Below are 20,897 nucleotides of genomic sequence, written 5' to 3'. Positions count from 1 at the left end.
TGTCCGTCCTGTTCAGCCGACCAGATACTGCTTGGCGATCGCCTCGCCCACCTTGTTGTTCTCGGCGATGAACGCCTCGACGAACTCGTGCAGCCCGGTGGCGAAGACACGGTCGATATCCTCGCCCTCCAGCTTCGCCAACATGTTTCCCGCGAGACGCTGGCTCGGCCCCCGGCGGCCGTAGGCGTCGGCGATCAGGTCGAGATACTCGACGATGACGCCGTAGCAGTTCGCGAAGGAGCGCGGCATCTGCTTGTTGAGCATCAGCAGGTCCGCCACGAGCAGCGGCTTGATGCTCTCCCGGTAGACCCAGTGGTAGGCGTTGAACGCCGACACTTCGCGCAGGATCGTGGTCCACTGGAAGTAGTCGAGGCTGCCGCCCACCGTCTCGTCGTGCGGCAGCAGGATCTGGTACTTCACGTCGAGGATGCGGGCGGTGTTGTCGGCCCGCTCGATCGCCGTGCCGAGCCGGGTGAACCAGAAGGCGTCGTTGCGCAGCATCGTCCGGAAGGCCGAGCCGTCGAAGGTCAGCGAGACGGTCTTCACCCAGTCGAGGAAGCGGCCGAACTCGTCACGGTTGAGGTCCTTGCCGGCGTAGTTGCGCAGCTCCAGCCACGCGCCGTTGATCGCGTCCCACATCTCGGTGGTGAGCGCCGTGCGCACCGAGCGGGCATTCTCGCGGGCCGCCTCGATGCAGGAGCGGATCGAGGACGGGTTGTGCGGGCTGAAGGCCAGGAAGTCGCAGACCGTGTCGGCGTTGACCGCGCTGTAATGGGTCTTGAACGCGTCGGGGTCGCCGGCCGAGGCGAGGGCCGAGTCCCACTCGTTGCTCCCGCCGCCGCCGTAGCTCGTCGGAAGCGACGCGAATCGGTGTGCCGCGTCGAGAATGCGGGCGACGAAGTCGGCCCGCTCGACGTAGCGGGAGAGCCAGAAGAGGTTGTCGGCAGTCCTGGAGAGCATCGGTCTTCAGCCAAGTCGTGCGGACCACGATGTCCGCGCCTCGGAACGTCCGGATATCGCGGAGCTCAGGCGTCGAGCACCCAGGTGTCCTTGGTGCCACCGCCCTGGCTGGAATTGACCACCAGGGAGCCTTCCTTCAGCGCCACCCGGGTCAGGCCGCCCGGGACGATGCGGATCTTGTCGGCCCCGCACAGCACGAAGGGCCGCAGGTCGACGTGGCGGGGGGCAACGCCCGAGGCCACGAAGGTCGGGCAGGTGGAGAGCGACAGGGTCGGCTGGGCGATGAACCCGTCCGGGGCGTGCTTGAGCTTCTTGGCGAAATCGTCGAGCTCGCGCTTGCTCGCGTGCGGCCCGACGAGCATCCCGTAGCCGCCCGAGCCGTTGACCTCCTTCACCACCAGCTCGGACAGGTTGTCCATCACGTACGCGAACGCGTCCTTCTCGCGGCACCGATAGGTCGGAACGTTGTGCAGGATCGGCTCCTCGCCGGTGAAGAACTTCACGATCTCCGGCATGTAGCTGTAGACCGCCTTGTCGTCCGATATGCCGGTCCCGACCGCGTTGGCGAGGGTGACCGAGCCGCGCTCGTAGGCGTTCATCAGGCCGGGCACGCCGAGGACCGAATCCGGGCGGAAGACCAGCGGGTCGAGGAAGTCGTCGTCGAGGCGGCGGTAGATCACGTCGACCTTCCGCGGCCCCTCGGTCGTCCGCATGTAGACCACGTCGTCCTTGGTGAAGAGGTCGGACGCCTCCACCAGCTCGACGCCGAGCTTGTCGGCCAGGAACGAGTGCTCGTAGAACGCGGAGTTGTAGCGCCCCGGGGTCAGCAGAACGACGGTCGGGTCGCGGGTCGCCGAGCCCGGCGCGAGGCTGCGCAGGGTGGCGAGCAGGGCGTCCGGGTAGTTCTCGACCGGCGCGACGCGGTGCTTCGAGAACAGGTCCGGGAACAGGCGCAGCATCACCTCCCGGTTCTCCAGCATGTAGGAGACGCCCGACGGGATGCGGGCGTTGTCCTCCAGCACGAAGAAATCGTTCTCGCCGGTCCGGACGATGTCGATGCCGGCGATGTGGACGTAGAGGTCGTGCGGCACGCGGAAGGACCGCATCTCCATGCGGTAATGGGCGTTGCGGTAGACGAGGTCGGCCGGGATGATGCCGGCCTTGATGCATTCCTGGGCGCCGTAGATGTCCTTCAGGAACAGGTTGATGGCCGTGACCCGCTGCGTCAGGCCGCGCTCCAGGAAGGCCCATTCCGGCTTGGTGATCACCCGGGGGATGATGTCGAACGGGATCAGCCGCTCGGTCGACTCGTTGTCGCCGTAGACCGCGAAGGTGATGCCGATCCGTCGGAACAGCAGCTCGGCCTGGCTGCGGCGGGTGTTGAAATGCTCGGGCGGCGTCGAGTCGAGCCAGGCCTTGAGCTGGCCGTAGGCGTCGCGGACGGCTGCCGGATCGGCCGCGCCGATCCCGTTCATCTCGTCGAAGGCCGTCACCGCCATCTCACTCCTCCCGTACGCTCTCGCTCTTGAGGCAAGAGGCGCGCCACCCGTTCATGGCTATATCCGCGGGCGATAACGCTCAAGGCGGCCGGAGGATCAGATCAGCTTCAGGCCTTTCAGGCTCGCGTGACCGTTTCGGCCGAGGATCACGTGATCGTGGACCACGATCTTGAGCGGCGCCAGGACCGCCACGACCTCGCGGGTCATCGCCACGTCGGCCGCGGAGGGGGCGGGGTCGCCCGACGGGTGGTTGTGGGCCAGGATGATGGCCGTCGCCGAGAGCTCGAGTGCCCGGCGGGCGACCTCGCGCGGGTAGACCGGCGCATGATCGACGGTGCCGCGCCCCTGCACCTCGTCGGCGATGAGGTGGTTGCGCTTGTCGAGGAACAGGACGCGGAACTCCTCCCGCGGGGCGAACGCCATGGTGGTGCGCAGGTACTCGTGCAGCGCGCTCCACGAGCCCAGGAGCGCGCGCTCCCGGATCGCGCCCCGGGCGAGCCGCCGCGCCGCGGCCTCGATCACCTTGAGGTCGGACGCGACAGCGGCGCTCACGCCCTCCACTTCCATGAGCCGCGCCGGCTCGGCGCTGACCACCTCGGCGAAGCTGCCGAACCGGGCGACCAGCGCCTTGGCGAGGGGCTTCACGTCGCGCCGGGGGATCGCCCGGAACAGGACGAGTTCCAGCATCTCGTAATCGGGCAGCGCGTCCGGACCGGCCGCCGAGAACTTCTCCCGCAGGCGGTCGCGATGGCCGTGATAGTGCGGCGTCTCCTTCTCGACCGGAGACGGCGCGGCGCTGTCGGCGAACAGCCCCGCGTCACCGTCGTCCTGCCGCTCGGGCACGGCCGGTCAGGCGGCCGGGTTGACGGGCTGATGCAGCCCCTTCGGCGAGATCGTGAAGATCTCGACGCCGGTTTCGGTGACGCCCACCGTGTGCTCGAACTGGGCGGAGAGCGAGCGGTCGCGGGTCACGGCGGTCCAGCCGTCGCCCAGAACCTTCACGGCCGGCCGGCCGAGATTGATCATCGGCTCGATCGTGAAGAACTGGCCGGGCTTGAACGGCACGTCGTAGCTGGCCTCGACGTAGTGCAGGATCGTGGGCGCGTCGTGATAGGTGCGCCCGAGGCCGTGGCCGCAGAAGTCGCGCACCACCGAGCAGCGCTCGCCTTCCGCGAAGGACTGGATCGCCCGTCCGATATCGTTGGTCGAGCCGCCGGGCTTCACGGCGGCGACGCCGCGCATCAGCGCCTCGTAGGTGATCTCGCACAGGCGCTGGGCCTTGCGCGGCACCTCGCCGACATAGGCCATCCGGCTCGAATCACCGTGCCAGCCGTCGAGGATCAGGCAGATGTCGAGATTGACGATGTCGCCCTCGCGCAGAGGCTTGTCGTTGGGGATGCCGTGGCAGACCACGTGGTTGATCGAGGTGCAGATCGACTTCGGGTAGCCGCGGTAGAGCAGCGACGCCGGATAGGCGCCGTGGTCCATCGCGAAAGTGTAGGCGAGCCTGTCGAGCTCCTCGGTGGTGACGCCCGGCTGCGTCGCCTCCATCAGCAGGTCGAGGGCCTCGGCGGTGAGCCGCCCCGCCCGGCGCATGCCCTCGAAACCCTCGGGACCGTGGATCGGCGGTTCCGGGGCGCGGCGCGCACCCTGCGCACTGGCCTGTTCCTGCTGCATGATCGGGACTTTGTTCGCGGCGGCATCAATCGGGCTTCGCCCTATGTACGGCGCGGGGCCCGGGAGTCCAAGCCGCATCGGTCGCGGGCCGGGCGAGGCTTGCGCCGGTCGCGGGGCTGGCGGCATAAGCGGCCGCGAGACGCCCGGGAGCGCGCAGGCAGATTCGCCGCGCGGTCGGTCGCGGGGCAGACGAGGGCCGGATGGCAGGCAAGGCGGTACCGCACTTCCACAACGAGCCGGGCGTGCCGGTGATCACCGTGGGCGTGAAGGAATTCATGTGCATCGGCGCGCTGCCGCCGTTCGACCACCCGCACGTGTTCCTCGACATGGGCGCCGACAGCGAGATCATCTGCCAATACTGCTCGACGCTCTATCGCTACCGGGCCGGCCTGAAGGCCGACGAGGCGGAGCCGCAGGCCTGCGTGTGGCGGGACGACGCCAAGCTCGCGGCGGAGTAGGCGCCGCCCACCGTGCCCTCTGGCAGTCCATCTCTGCGGATCGGGATCGTCGGGGCCGGGATCGGCGGCCTGACGGCGGCGCTGGCGCTGTCGGATGCCGGCCACGCCGTCACGGTGATCGAGCGCCGGACCGGCTTCAGTGAGGTCGGGGCCGGGATCCAGATCTCGCCCAACGCGAGCCACGTTCTCGCCGGTCTCGGGCTCTCCGCGGCCCTGCGCCGGGCGGCGAGCGAGCCGCCCGGCGTGGAGGTGCGCGCGCTCGACAGCGGCCGCCGCATCGGCGGCGTCGCGCTCGGTGCGCGGGCGCAGAGCCGGTTCGGCGCGCCCTACTACGTCATTCACCGCGCCGACCTGCAGACGCTGCTGCTCGACGCATTCCGGAGCCGCTCGACGATCCGCCTGCTGATGGGCCGCACCGTGACGGCCGTGTCCGAGACGGCGTCGGAAGCCGTCCTCACCGTCGAGGGCGCGAGCGGGGCCCAGCCGGTCGCCTTCGACCTCGCGATCGGCGCGGACGGGCTCCGCTCGCGCCTGCGCGCGCATCTCGACTCGGCGCCGCTCCGGCCGGGTCAGGCCGCGGCGTGGCGGGCGCTCATCCCCATGGCCGCGCCGCTGCGCGATCTCCTGAGCCTGCCGGATTCCTGGCTGGTCTGGTCGCTCGCCGACCGCGCCGTCGCGCGCCCGCTCGCCCGCGACCGGCTCGCGCTGATCGGCGATGCCGGTCACCCGGTGCTGCCCTACCTCGCGCAGGGGGCCGCCCTGGCGATCGAGGACGCCGCGGTCCTGACCCGCGCCCTCGCGGACCACGCCGACGTGCCGGCCGCACTCGCGGCGTTCTCGGGCGCGCGGACCGCCCGGGTGCGCAAGGTCCAGACGGCGGCGCGCAGCAACGGCCGGACCTACCACGCCGGCGGCGTGGTGGCGTTCGTGCGCGACGCCGTGATGTCGCGTCTCGGCCCGGACGGCATGCGGGACCGCTACGCCTGGCTGTACGGGTGGACGCCCCCCGCTTGATCGGACCCGCCGGCCCCGCTACCGAGGGCGCATGCGGACGTGGCGGAACCGGTAGACGCACGAGACTTAAAATCTTGCGGCCGCGAGGCCGTGCGGGTTCGAGTCCCGCCGTCCGCACCAGCACGCAGCGCGACGCCGGACCGGGATGCCGGAGGGAATGGCGTGGTCTACGTGCTCATCATCATGCTGGCCGGCTCGGGCTCGGCGATCGGGTCCGTCGAGTTCAACACCCGGCAGGCCTGCGAGGCCGCCGCGAAGCAGATCGCCGAGGCCGAGCGGCCCTACGGCGGGGCGTCCCCGGTCACCGTGTGCGCGCCGAAGGGGTGAGGGCCCGACAGTCCCGAAGACGCGGGATCCGTCGCATTCGAGCGATCGCCGAAACCGGCCCTTCGCGTCTGCCTGCCAGGGTCCGGACGGGGAGTATCCGGCATGATCGACGCCCTTCAGACCGCCGCCACCGGCATGGCCCGGGCCACCGACCGGCTCGGGAAAGCGGCCGAGACCATCGCGGCGAGCGGCGCGCCCACCGGCGACACGGCCCTGCCGCCGGCCGCGCAGGTGGACCTGTCGGGGGCCGCGCTGGACCTGATCGGGTCGCGATCGGCCTTCGCGCTGAATGCCGCGGTGGCGCGCTCGGCCGACCGCATGATGGGTCAGCTCCTCGACGTCACCGCCTGAGGGCGGGGAGGGCGAGGCCGGCCAGGATCGCGGCCGCCGCGAAGAGCAGGGCCACGCCCACGAGGCGGTAGGCCACGACCCCCGCCACCCCGCCCGCCAGGAAGGCGCCGACGGTCGAGAGGTACAGCCGCAGCCGCACGGGATCGTGGGCCCTCAGCGGGTCGGAGCCCGGCGGACCGCGATCGAGCCAGCGCGCGAGCTCGATGCCGATGTCGGTGATCATGCCGGTGACGTGCGTGGTCCGGACCCGCGACTCGGAGATCTTGGTCACGGCCGCGTTCTGGAGGCCCAGGACGAAACTCAGGCCGAGCACCAGGGCGTGGCTCCGCGCCGGCTCGTGGAGCGGCAGCACGAGCAGGCCGACGGCGACGAGGAGGATCGCCTCCGCGCAGACCCCGTAGGCGTAGGCGCCCGGATGGTGACCGCGGCGGCGGCGGCGGATCAGCAGCGTCGCGGTGGCGGCACCGAGCACGAACAGGATGACGAGCAGGCCGGCCTGCGCGGCCAGGAGCAGGTCGCCGGTGCCGGTCCTGTCCGAGATGGCCGAGACGTTCCCGGTCATGTTCGAGGCGTAGAGGCCGACCGCGTAGAAGCCGGCGGTGTTCAGCGCGCCGGCCACCCCCGCGAGGGAGAGGGCGAGCGCCCTGTCGGCCTCCGGGGTGCGCGTCTCGCCTTCGTGGACCAGCATGGACCCGTGTCGATGACCCGTCGGTGGGGTGCCGAGAGCCGGATTCGGCCGGCGCCGCCACCGTCATAAGCCACGCGCCGGGGCGCCGTCACGGCGCCCGGCGCAACTCCCGGCTCACCAGCCGCGATAGCCGTAGCCGCCCTCGTAATCCCCGCCCCAGTGGCGGGCCGGGCCGTAGCCGACCGGGACCCGCTCGTAGGTCACGGTCCGGCGGGTCGCGTAGACCGGCGCGTCCTCCTCGTAGACGCGGTAGGCCGGGGCCGGCCGCACGACCACGGGGGCCGGGGCGTAGCCGTAATCCGCGTAGCCGTAGCCGTAGCCGGGCGCCGCGTGGGCCTGGGTCGCGGCGCCGATCAGGGCGCCGGCCGCGAGGCCGCCGATGATGCCGGCCGCGATGGCGCCGCCGCCGCGGGCCTCGGCGGTCGTGGAGGCCAGGGTGCCCGCGCCGATCAGCGCGGCGGCCGAGAGCAGAGCGATGCGTGTCATGACCTGTCTCCGGTAGAAGCGCGGAGCGCCTGCGGCGCCCCGGATCACACGGGAGACCATGCCGCGCCGCCGCTGCACCGAAGCTGAAGCCGGCCTGCAGCCACGGTTCAGCTTGGCGGCCCGACCTCCGGATCGGGGGCGGTGCGGATGTAGCCGCGGGAGATCAGGCGGCTGCGCTCGCGCGTGCGCCGCTCGGCCTCCATCAGGTCGGAGAGGGCGTCGGCGATCGCGCAGCGCAGGGCGATCCCGGCGTCGCCGCCGGCGAAGCCGAGATACGCGGAGCTGATCGCCTCGACGGGGCAGGCGTGATCGTCGCGCTGGGCCAGGACCTGGGTCAGCATCGGGTTCTCCTTCGTCGCGTCCGGGAACGAAAAGAGAACAAGCCATAAGGGTTAACGTTCCGTCAACGCCCGCCGGGCGGGCCGCCCGGAGGCGGCCGAACCCTGTGGATAACGCCGTTTCAGAAGCCTGGCGGCTGTGGATAAGCCGGCTCACTCCGGCATTCGCGGCAGCGGCTTGCCGTCGGCGGGAATCGGGTAGCGGGCGGCGTTCAACTCCATCGCCAGGAACGTGTAGTAGCCGGAGATCGCGGCCAGATCGACGACGCCCGGCTTGCCGAACCGGGCCTCGGCCCGCGCGAAGGTCGCGTCGGAGACGCGCTTCGTGTCCTGGAGCTCGGCGGTGAACTCGTACACGAGGGTCTCGTCGTCGCTCATCCTGGCCGGCCGGCGGCCGTCGCGGATCGCCGCGATGATGTCGGCGGAGATGCCGGCCTTCTCGGCGATCGGTGCGTGGACGTACCACTCGTAATCCTGAGTCCAGCGGCGGGCGGTCATCAGGATCACCAGCTCCGAGAGCGTCGTGCCGATCTTCGGCTTGAAGCGCAGGTAATCGCCCATCGAGCGGGCGAGCGTCATCACCTCCGGCGAGTACATGAGCGGCTCGAACGGCCCGAAGGGCGGCTTGCCGCGCGCCTGCGCGAAGGCCTCGGCCGCCTGCTTCTGCTCGGGGGTGTAGTCCTGGGGCGGAATGGTCGGCAGCCGGTCCTGCGCGCGCGCTGCAGCGCTCGCCCACAAGGTCGCCAGCGGCAGGGCCACGGAGAGGGCAGCAAGGGTCAGCGCGCGGCGGCGGAGGGTCATCGTTTCGCTCCCGTTGGATCGTCTGTGTCGTGTCGCGCCGCACGATTACGGCGGCGTCGCGCGGCCGCCAGGGCCCGGGCGGGAAAGCCCGTACGAATCCGGCTCGGCGTCAGGAAAAGACCTCCCCCGTCGCGGAGCCGGGTTCGGGCCGGTTGCGCTCGGCGCCGCGCCGCGCCATCAGCGGCCGCGATGGCCGGTCCCGCACCCGCGCTGCCGATCGAGGCGGCGCTCCCCGATCTGCGCCGCGCGCTCGCCGCGCGGAACGCCGCCGTCCTGGTGGCCGCCCCCGGCGCCGGCAAGACGACCCGCGTGCCCCTCGACCTCCTGGAAGCGCCCTGGCTCGACGGGCGCAAGATCGTCCTGCTGGAGCCGCGGCGCCTCGCGGCCCGGGCCGCCGCCGCGCGGATGGCGCAGACGCTGGGCGAGCCGGTCGGCGGGACAGTCGGCCTGCGCGTCCGCCTCGGCTCGAAGATCTCGGGCCGCACGCGGATCGAGGTCGTCACCGAGGGCGTCTTCACCCGGATGATCCTGGACGATCCGGAACTCTCGGGGATCGGCGCCGTCCTGTTCGACGAGTTCCACGAGCGCTCCCTGGACGCCGATCTCGGCCTCGCGCTGGCGCTCGACGCGCAGGGCGGCCTGCGGGAGGACCTGCGGATCCTCGTCATGTCGGCGACCCTGGACGGCGCCCGGGTCGCGCGGCTGATGGGCGACGCCCCGGTCGTGGCCTCCGAGGGCCGCGCCTTCCCGGTTGAGACCCGGTACGTGGAGCGCGATCCGAACCGGCGGGTCGAGGACTCGGTCGCCGAGGTCACGCTGCGCGCCCTCCGGGCGGATCCGGGCTCGATCCTGGTGTTCCTGCCCGGGCAGGCGGAGATCCGCCGGACCGCCGACCTGCTGGCCGAGAAGGTCGGCCCCGACGTTCAGCTCGCGCCCCTCTACGGCGCGCTGACCCCCGCCGAGCAGGACCGCGCCGTCGCGCCGGCCTCCGCCGGCACCCGGAAGGTCGTCCTCGCGACCAGCATCGCCGAGACCTCCCTGACCATCGAGGGCGTCCGGATCGTGGTCGATTCGGGGCTGGCGCGGGTCCCGGTCTACGAGCCGGGCCTCGGTCTGACCCGCCTGGTCACGGCCCGCGCCTCCCGCGCCTCGGTGGACCAGCGCCGGGGCCGCGCCGGCCGCACCGAGCCCGGCCTGTGCTGGCGGCTCTGGTCCGAGGCCGGCACCAACGCCCTGGAGCCGTTCACGCGGCCCGAGATCCTGTCGGCCGACCTCGCCGGGCTGCTCCTCGACTGCGCCGCCTGGGGCGTGACCGACCCGGGCGCGCTCGCCTTCCTCGACCCGCCGCCCGCGGCCGCCCTCACGGAGGCCCGCGCCCTGCTGAGAGAGCTGGGCGCGCTCGATCCCGACGGCCGCCTGACGCCGGTCGGCGCGCGGCTGCGGGCGTTGCCGCTGCCGCCGCGGCTCGCCCGGATGGTGACGGTCGCGGCCGGCACCGGTCAGGGAGGGCGAGTTCGTGATGGCGAGCGGCCGGGCCGGGCGCCTCGACCCGGCGAGCCCGCTCGCCCGCGAGACTTATCTGGTCGTCGCCGACCTCGCCGGATCGGCCGGGAACGCCCGGATCCTGGCCGCGGCGGCGATCGGCCCCGAGGCGATCGAGGGCCTGTTCGCTGACCGGATCGAGTCGCGCACCGAGATCGCCTTCGATCCGCAGGCGGCCGCCCTGCGGGCACGGGCGGTCCGACGGCTCGGCGCCGTCAGTCTCGGGTCGCGGCCGCTGCCGGTGCCGCCCGATACGGACAGCGCCGCGATCCTGGCGCGCGGCATCGCCGATCTCGGGATCGACCGCCTGCCGTGGACGCCGGCCCTGGCGCAGTGGCGGGCCCGGGTGACCTTCCTGCACGCCGCCGACGGCGCGGCCTGGCCCGACCTCTCCGACGCCGCGCTGGCCCGCACGGCGGAAACTTGGCTGGCGCCCGCCCTGCTGGGTCGCGCCGCCCTGGCGTCGGTCACGGCGAGCAACCTCGCGGACGCCCTCCAGGCCCTGCTGCCCTGGGACCTGCGCGCCCGGCTCGACGCGGAGGCGCCGACCCATGTCGAGGTGCCGACCGGCTCGCGCGTCCCGGTCGATTACACGGCGGAGGAGCCGGCGCTTGCGGTCCGGGTCCAGGAGCTGTTCGGCCTCGACCGGCATCCCAGGGCCGGGGGCCGGCCGCTTGTCCTGCACCTGCTGTCGCCGGCGCTGCGGCCGATCCAGATCACCCGGGACTTGCCGGGCTTCTGGCGCGGTTCCTGGGCGGCGGTGCGGTCCGAGATGCGCGGGCGCTACCCGCGCCATCCCTGGCCGGAGGACCCGCTCAGCGAGGCTCCCACTCGCCGGGCCAAGCCCCGCGGCACCTGATCACCGCCTGACGAAGCCCCGACGCGAACGGACCCGACGCGATGACCACCGACACCGATGCCCACGACCCCGCCGCCGACGGCTGGACTCTGGTGGAAGACAAGGGCTTCATCGCCCATGTCGGGCCGCTGCACGTCCGCGGCGCGGACGGCGCCTACGCGTTCCGGGCCGACCAGAAGCACGCCAACCTGATCGGCGTGGTCCACGGCGGCATGCTGATGAGCTTCGCCGACCGCGCCCTCGGCGAGACCGCGATGCGCGCCGCCGACGGCGCCAATTGCGTGACCATCCAGCTGGAGATGAAATTCATCGATGTCGGCCGGCTCGGCGACTGGATCGAGATCCGGCCGCAGGTCGTCAAGCGCACGGGCTCCCTCGTGTTCATGCGCGGCGACGTCCGCGACGGCAGCCGTCTGCTCGCCTCGGCTGACGGCGTCTGGAAGATCCTGCGGCGCCGGCCGAGTTGACCGGATCAGGACAGGCGTCCTAGCCTGCCGGCGCGCGTCGCGGCCCGTCGCGGGATGCGCGGGGGAGGATCGCATGCGACCGTCGCAGACCGAGGCATCCGGGATCGCGGCCGAGCGCGGGGGCGTCCCACCGTCCCGACGCACGCTCCTCGCGGCCCTGGGAACACTCGCCGTCACGGCCGCCGACGCGGCGGCGCAGCCCAGCACGGTGACGAGTCCGCCGCGCGACTTCCGGCCGGGCGCCGCCCCGACCACCTACTTCACCGATCCGGACATCGTCACGGTCGACCCGGCCTTCGAGCCCTACATCGTGCCGAACAGCGCCATCCGCCGGCTCTGGACCGGCGCCCTCTGGGCGGAGGGGCCCGCCTGGAATTCGGTCGGCCGCTACCTCGTCTGGAGCGACATCCCGAACAATCGGCAGATGCGCTGGCTGGAGGAGGACGGGCACGTCTCCACCTTCCGGATGCCGAGCAACAATTCGAACGGCAACAGCTTCGACCGCCAGGGGCGGCAGCTCAGCTGCGAGCATGCCACCGGGCGCGTCGTCCGCTACGAGCTCGACGGCTCGGCCACGGTCCTGGCCGATTCGTTCGAGGGCAAGCCGCTCAACTCGCCCAACGACGTCGTTCAGCACCCGGACGGCGCGTACTGGTTCTCCGATCCGCCCTACGGCGCGCTGCTCTACGAGGGCCTGCCCGACGCGGCGGGCGGTCCGAGCAATCCGCAGGGCCATCTCGATCCGCGGCTCGGCCAGCCCGCCGGCACCGTCCCGCGGCGCCGCGTGCTGCCGAACGCGGTCTACCGCGTCGACCCGTCCGGCCGGCTCGACCGCGTGCTCACCGACGACGAGGTGCCCGACCCCAACGGCCTCTGCTTCTCGCCCGATCACCGGACGCTCTACGTCTGCTCCACCGGGAAGGGGCCGGGGGATACCGGGCCGGGCGGCAAGGGCGAGATCTACGCCTTCGACGTCGGGACCGGGGCTGCGCTCTCGAACAGGCGGCTCTTCTCGGACTGCGTCGTGGACGGGGTGAAATGCGGGCCCGACGGCCTGCGGGCCGACGTCGACGGCAATCTCTGGGTGTCCAGCAACGCCGGCCCGGCCGTGGGCTACAACGGCGTCACCGTCTGGACACCGCAGGGCAAGCTCATCGGGCGGATCCGCCTGCCGGAAGTGTGCGGGAACCTGACCTTCGGCGGCCCCAAGCGCAACCGCCTGTTCATGGCGGCGAGCCAGTCGCTCTACGCCCTGACGGTGAATACCCAGGGCGCCGGGCCGGCCTAGGATCGCGCCGCTGCAATCCGGGACGGAACCGGCGCCGATCCTCCGGTCGGCCATGGCTGACCGGGCACCGGGACGCTATCTGTCACGGGCATGAGCGAGGATCCCGCCCCCGACCCGACCTTGAGCCGCCTCAGCGCGGCCCTGGGGGATCTGCCGAAGCGCGGGCCGCCGCCGGTGGAGCGGTGGGACCCGCCGTATTGCGGCGCGATCGACATCCGCATCGCCGCGGACGGGACGTGGTTCCACAACGGCTCGCCGATCCGACGGGACAAGCTGGTCAAGCTCTTCGCGACTATCCTGCGGCGCGAGCCGGACGGCCGGACCGTCCTGGTCACGCCGGTGGAGAGCGTCGGTATCACCGTGGACGACGCGGCCTTCGTGGCCGTCGAGATGGCGGTGGACGGGAGCGGGGCGGACCGGCGCGTCTCGTTCCGGACCAACGTCGACGATCTGGTGAGCGTCGATGCCGAGCACGCTCTGCGCTTCGAGGAGGCGCCGGACGGGGCGCTGAAACCCTATCTCCATGTCCGCCGCGGGCTGTGGGCGCTCGTGACCCGGGCACTCACCTACGACCTCGTGGACCTCGCCGAGGAGCGTCTGGTCGACGGAGAGCCCTGGCTCGGCCTGTGGGCCGGCGGCGCCTTCCACACGATCGCGCCGGTCGCCGCCGCGTGAGCGACCCGCTCGCCGACTTCCTCGCCCGCGCCGCCGCCGGCCTGTCGCCGGACCCGCCCGGGCCGGACGATCCGACCTCCAATCCCCGGGGCGATCACAGCCTCGATCCGGACGGAGCGGCCGTGATCCCGCCGCCGCCGCATCGCCGGGCCGCCGTCCTCGTGCCGGTCGTGCCGCGGGCGGACGGTCCGACCCTGATCCTGACGTTGCGGGCGGCCAACCTGCGCGACCATTCCGGGCAGGTGGCGCTGCCGGGCGGCAAGATCGATCCGTCCGATCCCGGCCCGGCGGACGCGGCCCTGCGGGAGGCCTCCGAGGAGATCGGGCTGCCGCCCGATCTCGTGCGGCTGCTCGGCTATCTCGACTCGTACCTCTCGGGCACCGGCTTCCTCGTGACGCCGGTCATCGGCCTGGTCGATCCCGGCGCGGTGCTGACGCCGAACCCGAACGAGGTGGCCGACGTCTTCGAGGTGCCGCTCCCGTTCCTCATGGACCCGGAGCGCTACCGCCTGCGCTCCCGCGCCTGGCAGGGCCGCGAACGCTGGTTCTACGCCCTGACCTTCGGCGAGCGGCTGATCTGGGGCGTCACCGCCGGGATCCTGAACAATCTGCGGGAACGGCTGTACCCGGAAGCGGCGCAGGGCGACGGCCGCCGTCCCGCGCGTTAAGCTGATTCCATGCTCCGCCGCGTCCTCGAAGAGTTCGGCCTCTTCCTCATCCCCTTCGCGCTGTTCCTGGTCTACCTGCTGCTGTCGGGCCGCAATCCGCTGCGCCGGGTTCACTGGGACGCGCACCTGTTCCGCCTCGTCCTGGCCGGGCTCGCGGTCGTGATCGGCACCCTCGTCTACGAGGGCCTGTTCTCGGAGCGCCGTCCCGGCGGCTACGTGCCGGCCCACATGGAGAACGGTCGCCTCGTGCCCGGCGGCTTCCGGTGAGCCGCGCCCTCGATCCCGCGGGGCTGGCGGCCCTGCTCGAACGCCCGGGCGTCCGCCGCGTCCTCGCGGCCCTGGACGCGCCGGGCGCGGAGACCCGCCTGATCGGCGGCTGCGTCCGCGACGCGCTCCTCGGCGCGCCGACCGCCGACATCGACATGGCGACGACGCACCGGCCCGAGGCAGTGATGCGGGCGGCGCAGCGGGCGCCCGGCCTCAAGGCGGTGCCGACCGGCATCGAGCACGGCACCATCACGCTGGTGACCGAGGACGGGCCGATCGAGGTCACGACCCTGCGCGAGGACGTCGAGACCGACGGGCGGCACGCGGTCGTCCGGTTCGGCAGCGACTTCCGCCGCGACGCCGAGCGCCGCGACTTCACCGTCAACGCGCTCTCCCTCGGCGCCGACGGGAGCCTGCACGACCCGGTGGGCGGCCGGCCCGACCTCGCGGACGGGCGGGTGCGCTTCATCGGCGATCCGGCGACCCGGATCCGCGAGGACGCGCTGCGAATCCTGCGCTTCTTCCGCTTCCATGCCCGATTCGGCGCCGGCCCTCCCGACGCCGCCGCCCTGGCGGCCTGCGTGGCCGCGCGGGACAGCCTGGACCGGCTCTCCCGCGAGCGCGTGCGCGCCGAGTTCCTGAAGCTGCTGGCCGCGCCCGGCGGCCCGGCCCTGATGAGGACGCTGAGCGCGACCGGCCTGCTGCCGCGGATCACCGGCGGCGTCGGGGAACTCGGGCGGCTGGAGCGGGCCGCCGCCGCGGGCCTGTCCCCGGTGGCGCGCCTCGCGGCCGTCGCGGTCGGCGCCCGGCACGACGCCGACCGGCTGCGCGAGCGGCTGCGTCTCTCGAAGAGCGAGCACGCTTACCTGCTCGGCTACGCCGCGGCTCTGGCCGATCTCCACGGACGCGCGGTGCTGGACGCGGACGCGGCGCGGGCCCGGCACCACGTGGTGCGGCTCGGCGTGTCGTTGGTGCAGCCGAAGACCAGGGCGCGGCTGCGGATCTCGCCGACCTGCTCGGCGGACGGGTCCNGGCGGCGCGGAGCGCCCTGGCCGCCCTCGCGGGGGAGGGGGCGTCGCCGGCTTTTCCCCTGACGGGGGCGGATCTGGTGGCGGCCGGGGTGGCGCCGGGCCCCGCTATAGGACGCGGCTTGGCCGCGGCGCGGAAAGTCTGGCTGGCGCACGGCTGCCCGACCGACGCCGCGGCGCGGGCCGACCTGATGGCGCGGGCGCTGGAAGGCGCCCGCTGAGCGCGGCTCAGAGCTTCAGGAGCGCCTTGGTCTCCTGGAGCTGGACGATCTGGCCGTTCAGCTCCTCGCGCTTCTGCAGGTCCTCGGTGGCGTCGCGCTGCATCTCGACCGCCTCGATGTCACGGTCGAGGGAGTCGTGGGTCAGCTCCTCGATCGGTGCGGCGCGCTCGGCCAGCACGGTCACGGCCGTCGGGCCAATGTCGGCGAAGCCGCCGCGGACGTAGATCCGCTTGCCGCTGCCCTGGCTCTCGGTGATCACGATGACGCCGACCCGCAGGGACGTCAGCACGGGCGCGTGGCCCGGCATCACGGTCATCTCGCCCTCGGTGCCGGGCAGCTGAACGGCGGTCACCTCGCCGGAATACAGCGTCCGCTCGGGGCCGACGAAATCGAAGTGGAAGGTGGCCATGGCCTGACGTGTTCCCGGATCGGCGGCGCGCTCTCCGCCGCGCGGGCGGAGCGTCTCGAAAAAGGCTGCGCGGACGGCACCGGTCAGGTCGTCCGCGCAGCCTCTGTCCCCTTCCCGCGCGGGGAAGAGGGTGTCGTCTTACGCGGCCTTGAGCTTCTTGGCCTTCTCCTGGGCCTCCTCGATGGTGCCGACCATGTAGAAGGCGGCCTCCGGGAGGTCGTCGTAGTCGCCGTTCACCAGGCCCTTGAAGCCCTTGATGGTGTCCTCGAGGGCGACCTGCTTGCCCGGCGAGCCGGTGAACACCTCGGCCACCGAGAAGGGCTGCGAGAAGAAGCGCTCGATCTTGCGGGCGCGGGCCACGGTCAGCTTGTCCTCCTCGGACAGCTCGTCCATGCCCAGGATCGCGATGATGTCCTGGAGCGCCTTGTAGCGCTGCAGGGTCTGCTGCACGCGGCGGGCGACGTCGTAGTGCTCCTCGCCGAGGATCGCCGGCGACAGCATGCGCGAGGTCGAGTCGAGCGGATCCACCGCCGGGTAGATGCCCTTCTCGGCGATCGAGCGCGACAGCACGGTCGTGGCGTCGAGGTGGGCGAACGAGGCGGCCGGCGCCGGGTCGGTCAGGTCGTCGGCCGGCACGTAGATCGCCTGCACCGAGGTGATCGAGCCCTTGGTCGTGGTGGTGATGCGCTCCTGGAGGGCGCCCATGTCGGTGGCGAGCGTCGGCTGGTAGCCCACCGCCGAGGGGATGCGGCCGAGGAGCGCCGACACCTCGGAGCCCGCCTGCGTGAAGCGGAAGATGTTGTCGACGAAGAACAGCACGTCCTGGCCGTCGTCGCGGAACTGCTCGGCGATGGTGAGGCCGGTCAGGGCGACGCGCGAGCGGGCGCCGGGCGACTCGTTCATCTGGCCGTAGACCAGAGCGCACTTCGAACCCTCGGCGGAGCCGTGCTCCTTCGGGTCGACGTTCACCTTGGACTCGATCATCTCGTGGTAGAGATCGTTGCCCTCGCGGGTGCGCTCACCCACGCCGGCGAACACCGAGTAGCCCGAGTGCACCTTGGCGATGTTGTTGATCAGCTCCATGATCAGCACGGTCTTGCCGACGCCGGCGCCGCCGAACAGGCCGATCTTGCCGCCCTTCGCGTAGGGGGCGAGCAGGTCCACCACCTTGATGCCGGTGACGAGGATCTGCGCCTCGGTCGACTGCTCGGCGTAGGAGGGGGCCGGCTGGTGGATCGCGCGGAAGGTGTCGGCCTGGACCGGGCCGGCCTCGTCGATCGGCTCGCCGATGACGTTCATGATGCGGCCGAGCGTGTTCATGCCGACCGGAACCTTGATCGGCTCGCCGGTGTCGGTGCACTCCTGGCCGCGAGTCAGGCCCTCGGACGTGTCCATGGCGATGCAGCGGACGGTGTTCTCGCCGAGCTGCTGGGCGACCTCGAGGACGAGGCGGGCGCCGTTGTTCTTGGTCTCCAGCGCATTCAGGATCTCGGGCAGGTGGCCCTCGAACTGCACGTCGACCACGGGGCCGATGACCTGGGTGATCTTGCCGACCTTGTTGGAGCCGGTGCCGGGGAGTGCGGTGTTCGCCATCGTTAACCTACCCTTCAAGCTGTGCGGTCGGGTCGCGGTGCCTCAGAGGGCTTCCGCACCCGAGATGATCTCGATGAGTTCCTTGGTGATCATGGCCTGACGCGTCCGGTTGTAGATCAGCGTCTGCTTCTTGATCATCTCGCCCGCGTTGCGGGTCGCCGAGTCCATGGCGCTCATGCGCGCGCCCTGCTCGGAGGCGGCGTTCTCCAGGAGCGCCCGGTAGATCTGCACCGTCAGGTTCTTCGGCAGCAGCGTCTCGAGGATCGCCTCCTCGGACGGCTCGAATTCCAGGGCGGCGTTGCCGGCCGCCGCCTTCGCGGTCGCGTCGGCCGCCGGCAGCTCCGCGGGGATCAGGCGCTGCGCGGTCGGGATCTGCGAGATGACCGAGCGGAACTCGGAGTAGAACAGGGTCGCGACGTCGAACTCGCCGTTCTCGAAGCGGGTCAGGATCTTGTCGGCGATCGAGGCGGCGAACTCGTAATCCACCGGGCGGTTGCCGCGGATGTCCATGCTCTCGACGATCTGGTCGCGGTACTGCCGGCGCAGCGCGTCGAGGCCCTTCTTGCCGACCGTCATGATCTTGACGGTCTTGCCCTCGGCGGCGAGCTTCTGGGCGTGCTCGCGCACCGCGAGGCGGACGATCGACGAGTTGAACGCGCCGGCGAGGCCGCGGTCGCCCGTGCACACCACGAGAAGGTGCGTCTGCTCGGATCCGGTCCCGGACAGGAGCCGAGGGGCTCCGACGCCGCCGACGAGGTTGCCCGCGAGGTTGCCGAGCACCGCCGACATCTTCTCGGCGTAGGGACGGCCCGCCTCGGCGGCCATCTGCGCCCGGCGCAGCTTGGCGGCGGCGACCATCTGCATGGCCTTGGTGATCTTCTGCGTCGCCTTCACCGAGGTGATGCGGTTGCGCAGGTCCTTCAAACTCGCCATCGGGTGAGGTCCAGGTCCGTTCTATGGGCCTCTCCTTCCCTCGGCGGGAAGGAGCCGGAAGTTCGGGCGGTGCGGCGGGGACCGGGATCCCCCCGCGCCGCCCAAGATCCCTCCCCGGGGGGAGGGGCCTCACATCAGCCGATCGACTTGGCGACGCTCTCGACGACGCTCTTCAGCTTGCCGGCGTTCTCGTCCGACAGGTCCTTGGAGGCGGCGATCGAGTCGAGCAGATCCTTGTGCTTGGACCGCAGGGTCGAGAGCAGCGCGTCCTCGAACGGGCGGACCTTGCTGACCGGCATCTTGTCCAGGTAGCCGTTCACGCCGGCGTAGATCACCGCGACCTGCTCTTCCATCTTCAGCGGCGAGAACTGCGGCTGCTTCAGGAGCTCGGTGAGCCGCGAGCCGCGGTTCAGGAGCTGCTGGGTCGAGGCGTCGAGATCCGAGCCGAACTGCGCGAAGGCGGCCATCTCGCGGTACTGCGCGAGCTCGCCCTTGATCTTGCCGGCGACCTTTTTCATCGCCTTGGTCTGGGCCGAGGAGCCCACCCGCGACACCGAGAGGCCGACGTTCACCGCCGGGCGGATGCCCTGGTAGAACAGGTCGGTCTCGAGGAAGATCTGGCCGTCGGTGATCGAGATCACGTTGGTCGGGATGTAGGCCGAGACGTCGTTGGCCTGGGTCTCGATGACCGGGAGCGCGGTCAGCGAGCCGTTGCCGGCGGCGTCGCCCATCTTGGCGGCGCGCTCCAGCAGGCGGCTGTGGAGGTAGAACACGTCGCCCGGATACGCCTCGCGGCCCGGCGGGCGGCGCAGCAGCAGCGACATCTGGCGGTAGGCCACGGCCTGCTTGGAGAGATCGTCGTACACGATCACGGCGTGCATGCCGTTGTCGCGGAAGTACTCGCCCATGGCGCAGCCGGCGAACGGCGCGATGAACTGCATCGGGGCCGCGTCGGACGCCGTGGCGGCGATGACGATGGAGTATTCCAGCGCGCCCTGGTCCTCGAGGACCTTCACGAACTGGGCCACCGTCGAGCGCTTCTGGCCGATGGCGACGTAGATGCAGTAGAGCTTGGCCTTCTCGTCACCGCCGGCGGTGTGACCCGGCTTCTGGTTCAGGATCGTGTCGAGGGCGATGGCGGTCTTGCCGGTCTGACGGTCGCCGATGATCAGCTCGCGCTGGCCGCGGCCCACCGGGATCAGGGCGTCGATCGCCTTGAGGCCCGTGGCCATCGGCTCGTGCACCGACTTGCGCGGGATGATGCCCGGCGCCTTGACGTCGACGCGGCGACGCTCGGTCGACTGGATCGGGCCCTTGCCGTCGATCGGGTTGCCGAGGGCGTCGACGACGCGGCCGAGCAGGCCCTTGCCGACCGGCACGTCCACGATGGCGCCGGTCCGCTTGACGGTCTGGCCTTCCTTGATCTCGCGGTCGGAGCCGAAGATCACGATGCCGACGTTGTCCTGCTCGAGGTTCAGGGCCATGCCGCGCACGCCCGACTCGAACTCGACCATCTCGCCGGCCTGGACGTTGTCGAGGCCGTAGGCGCGGGCGATGCCGTCGCCGACGGACAGGACCTGCCCGACCTCGGAGACCTCGGCTTCCTCGCCGAAGTTCTTGATCTGCTCTTTCAGGATCGCGGAGATCTCGGCGGCGCGGATGTCCATACTCGGGCCTCTGTCGCTGATGCGTCTATGCGTGTTCGGGTCGGATGGGGGCGCTTACCGCGCGGCCCGCATCGCGAGGCGGATACCGTTGAGCTTGGTCTTCAGGGAGGCGTCGACCATGCGCGAGCCCATCTTCACGACGAGGCCGCCGATCAGGCTCGGGTCGACCACGAGGTCGACGGCGACGTCGGCCTTGGCGATGTCGCGCAGCGACGCCTTGATCTCCTCGATCACCGCGTCGGAGGGCTTCTCGGCCACCCGCACCTGGGCGCGCACGATGCCCTTCGAGTCCTGGACCAGGGTCCGGAACGCGTCGATCATGTCGGGCAGGGCGAAGAGCCGGCGGTTCGAGGCCGCGAGGCGGATGAAGTTGCCGGCCAGCCCGCCGATGCCCGCCTTGTCGAGCACGGCGCCGATGGCGGCCGCCTGCTCCTCCGCGCTGAAGACCGGACTGCGGACGAGGCGGCGGAGATCCGCGCTCTCCTTCAGCAGCGTGTCGAATTGATCGAGGGATTGGGCGACCGCGTCGACCTGGCGCTCGTCGCGCGCGAGCTCGAACAGGGCGGAAGCGTACCGGCCCGCCACGCCTGCGACCAGGGGACCAGCCTCGGAACCGTTCTGCGCCACCCGTCGCTCTCTTCTCTGGTTGCCCGCCCGCTCCGCGCGCTCCGGCTGGAGCGC

At 71.7% G+C, this 20,897-nt stretch carries 23 protein-coding genes, 1 tRNA gene and 1 pseudogene; 12 read left to right on the top strand and 13 right to left on the bottom strand.

The window, feature by feature from the left end:
* Positions 1-12 precede the first annotated feature (12 nt).
* The 4 genes from MMR14E_RS14505 to map all read right to left on the bottom strand — a co-directional run bounded on the left by MMR14E_RS14505 (position 13) and on the right by map (position 4,136).
* Positions 13-960, bottom strand: coding sequence for an alpha-E domain-containing protein (locus MMR14E_RS14505; RefSeq protein ID WP_331315216.1), 948 nt, complete (start codon positions 958-960; stop codon positions 13-15).
* Between the two features lie 65 nt (positions 961-1,025).
* Complete coding sequence (locus MMR14E_RS14500) at positions 1,026-2,459, bottom strand: circularly permuted type 2 ATP-grasp protein (RefSeq protein ID WP_331315214.1); 1,434 nt, start codon at positions 2,457-2,459, stop codon at positions 1,026-1,028.
* Positions 2,460-2,555: 96 nt separating this feature from the next.
* Positions 2,556-3,302: a RadC family protein gene (gene radC, locus MMR14E_RS14495; protein WP_331315212.1), complete on the bottom strand. Its 747-nt coding sequence runs from the start codon at positions 3,300-3,302 to the stop codon at positions 2,556-2,558.
* Positions 3,303-3,308: 6 nt separating this feature from the next.
* Positions 3,309-4,136, bottom strand: coding sequence for a type I methionyl aminopeptidase (gene map / locus MMR14E_RS14490; protein ID WP_419539343.1), 828 nt, complete (start codon positions 4,134-4,136; stop codon positions 3,309-3,311).
* 200 nt (positions 4,137-4,336) lie between these two features.
* On the opposite strand from map, the gene MMR14E_RS14485 reads away from it, so the two are divergent.
* The 5 genes from MMR14E_RS14485 to MMR14E_RS14465 all read left to right on the top strand — a co-directional run bounded on the left by MMR14E_RS14485 (position 4,337) and on the right by MMR14E_RS14465 (position 6,286).
* Positions 4,337-4,594, top strand: a complete 258-nt coding sequence (locus tag MMR14E_RS14485) for a zinc-finger domain-containing protein (protein ID WP_091779433.1) — start codon at positions 4,337-4,339, stop codon at positions 4,592-4,594.
* Between the two features lie 12 nt (positions 4,595-4,606).
* Positions 4,607-5,608 (top strand): FAD-dependent monooxygenase, encoded by a 1,002-nt coding sequence (locus MMR14E_RS14480; protein ID WP_331315209.1) that lies wholly within the window; start codon positions 4,607-4,609, stop codon positions 5,606-5,608.
* 33 nt (positions 5,609-5,641) lie between these two features.
* A tRNA-Leu gene (locus MMR14E_RS14475) sits at positions 5,642-5,728 on the top strand.
* 42 nt (positions 5,729-5,770) lie between these two features.
* Positions 5,771-5,935 (top strand): hypothetical protein, encoded by a 165-nt coding sequence (locus MMR14E_RS14470; protein WP_331315208.1) that lies wholly within the window; start codon positions 5,771-5,773, stop codon positions 5,933-5,935.
* Positions 5,936-6,037: 102 nt separating this feature from the next.
* Complete coding sequence (locus tag MMR14E_RS14465) at positions 6,038-6,286, top strand: flagellar protein (protein ID WP_331315206.1); 249 nt, start codon at positions 6,038-6,040, stop codon at positions 6,284-6,286.
* On the opposite strand, the gene MMR14E_RS14460 is transcribed toward MMR14E_RS14465, so the two are convergent.
* The 4 genes from MMR14E_RS14460 to MMR14E_RS14445 form a co-directional block, all read right to left on the bottom strand.
* The gene (locus MMR14E_RS14460; RefSeq protein WP_331315205.1) at positions 6,276-6,974 is read right to left on the bottom strand and encodes a YoaK family protein; all 699 of its coding nucleotides are present in this window, start codon (positions 6,972-6,974) and stop codon (positions 6,276-6,278) included. The two genes, MMR14E_RS14465 and MMR14E_RS14460, sit on opposite strands and share 11 nt — an antisense overlap.
* A 114-nt stretch (positions 6,975-7,088) precedes the next feature.
* Positions 7,089-7,460: a hypothetical protein gene (locus MMR14E_RS14455; protein ID WP_331315204.1), complete on the bottom strand. Its 372-nt coding sequence runs from the start codon at positions 7,458-7,460 to the stop codon at positions 7,089-7,091.
* 107 nt (positions 7,461-7,567) lie between these two features.
* Positions 7,568-7,801: a hypothetical protein gene (locus MMR14E_RS14450; RefSeq protein ID WP_331315202.1), complete on the bottom strand. Its 234-nt coding sequence runs from the start codon at positions 7,799-7,801 to the stop codon at positions 7,568-7,570.
* Positions 7,802-7,951: 150 nt separating this feature from the next.
* Entirely contained in the window at positions 7,952-8,599 is a 648-nt protein-coding gene (locus MMR14E_RS14445) for a carboxymuconolactone decarboxylase family protein (protein ID WP_331315200.1), read from the bottom strand.
* Between the two features lie 189 nt (positions 8,600-8,788).
* On the opposite strand from MMR14E_RS14445, the pseudogene hrpB reads away from it, so the two are divergent.
* From hrpB to MMR14E_RS14410, 7 genes and pseudogenes are all read left to right on the top strand, one after another.
* Positions 8,789-11,000: pseudogene (gene hrpB, locus MMR14E_RS14440) on the top strand (ATP-dependent helicase HrpB).
* A gap of 41 nt (positions 11,001-11,041) precedes the next feature.
* On the top strand, positions 11,042-11,467 hold the full coding sequence (locus MMR14E_RS14435) for a PaaI family thioesterase (RefSeq protein WP_331315199.1): 426 nt from the start codon (positions 11,042-11,044) through the stop codon (positions 11,465-11,467).
* A 73-nt stretch (positions 11,468-11,540) separates the two neighbouring features.
* Positions 11,541-12,755, top strand: a complete 1,215-nt coding sequence (locus MMR14E_RS14430; RefSeq protein WP_331315198.1) for an SMP-30/gluconolactonase/LRE family protein — start codon at positions 11,541-11,543, stop codon at positions 12,753-12,755.
* Positions 12,756-12,845: 90 nt separating this feature from the next.
* The gene (locus MMR14E_RS14425; RefSeq protein ID WP_331315196.1) at positions 12,846-13,430 is read left to right on the top strand and encodes a DUF1285 domain-containing protein; all 585 of its coding nucleotides are present in this window, start codon (positions 12,846-12,848) and stop codon (positions 13,428-13,430) included.
* On the top strand, positions 13,427-14,098 hold the full coding sequence (locus MMR14E_RS14420; RefSeq protein ID WP_331315194.1) for a CoA pyrophosphatase: 672 nt from the start codon (positions 13,427-13,429) through the stop codon (positions 14,096-14,098). The genes MMR14E_RS14425 and MMR14E_RS14420 overlap by 4 nt, the downstream gene beginning before the upstream one ends.
* Before the next feature lie 9 nt (positions 14,099-14,107).
* A complete protein-coding gene (locus tag MMR14E_RS14415; protein ID WP_331315192.1) occupies positions 14,108-14,365 on the top strand; it encodes a DUF6111 family protein in 258 nt (85 codons plus the stop codon).
* Positions 14,362-15,459 carry a CCA tRNA nucleotidyltransferase gene (locus MMR14E_RS14410; RefSeq protein ID WP_331315191.1) on the top strand — a complete coding sequence of 366 codons (1,098 nt, stop codon included), beginning with the start codon at positions 14,362-14,364 and terminating at the stop codon, positions 15,457-15,459. Before MMR14E_RS14415 ends, MMR14E_RS14410 begins: the two co-directional genes overlap by 4 nt.
* A 162-nt stretch (positions 15,460-15,621) precedes the next feature.
* Here the strand turns inward: MMR14E_RS14410 and MMR14E_RS14405 are convergent, their stop codons facing one another.
* From MMR14E_RS14405 to MMR14E_RS14385, 5 genes are all read right to left on the bottom strand, one after another.
* A complete protein-coding gene (locus MMR14E_RS14405; protein WP_331315190.1) occupies positions 15,622-16,023 on the bottom strand; it encodes a F0F1 ATP synthase subunit epsilon in 402 nt (133 codons plus the stop codon).
* A gap of 138 nt (positions 16,024-16,161) precedes the next feature.
* Positions 16,162-17,616, bottom strand: a complete 1,455-nt coding sequence (gene atpD / locus MMR14E_RS14400) for a F0F1 ATP synthase subunit beta (protein ID WP_020093502.1) — start codon at positions 17,614-17,616, stop codon at positions 16,162-16,164.
* 42 nt (positions 17,617-17,658) lie between these two features.
* A complete protein-coding gene (locus MMR14E_RS14395; protein WP_331315189.1) occupies positions 17,659-18,549 on the bottom strand; it encodes a F0F1 ATP synthase subunit gamma in 891 nt (296 codons plus the stop codon).
* A 134-nt stretch (positions 18,550-18,683) separates the two neighbouring features.
* Positions 18,684-20,216: a F0F1 ATP synthase subunit alpha gene (atpA, locus tag MMR14E_RS14390; protein ID WP_331315187.1), complete on the bottom strand. Its 1,533-nt coding sequence runs from the start codon at positions 20,214-20,216 to the stop codon at positions 18,684-18,686.
* A 54-nt stretch (positions 20,217-20,270) separates the two neighbouring features.
* On the bottom strand, positions 20,271-20,843 hold the full coding sequence (locus tag MMR14E_RS14385; RefSeq protein ID WP_331315185.1) for a F0F1 ATP synthase subunit delta: 573 nt from the start codon (positions 20,841-20,843) through the stop codon (positions 20,271-20,273).
* Positions 20,844-20,897: the final 54 nt, after the last annotated feature.

Source organism: Methylobacterium mesophilicum (genome assembly GCF_036441335.1).
Lineage (GTDB): Bacteria > Pseudomonadota > Alphaproteobacteria > Rhizobiales > Beijerinckiaceae > Methylobacterium > Methylobacterium mesophilicum_B.
Note: the sequence above shows the minus strand (reverse complement) of the source record. Positions and strands in the feature narration are given on the sequence as shown.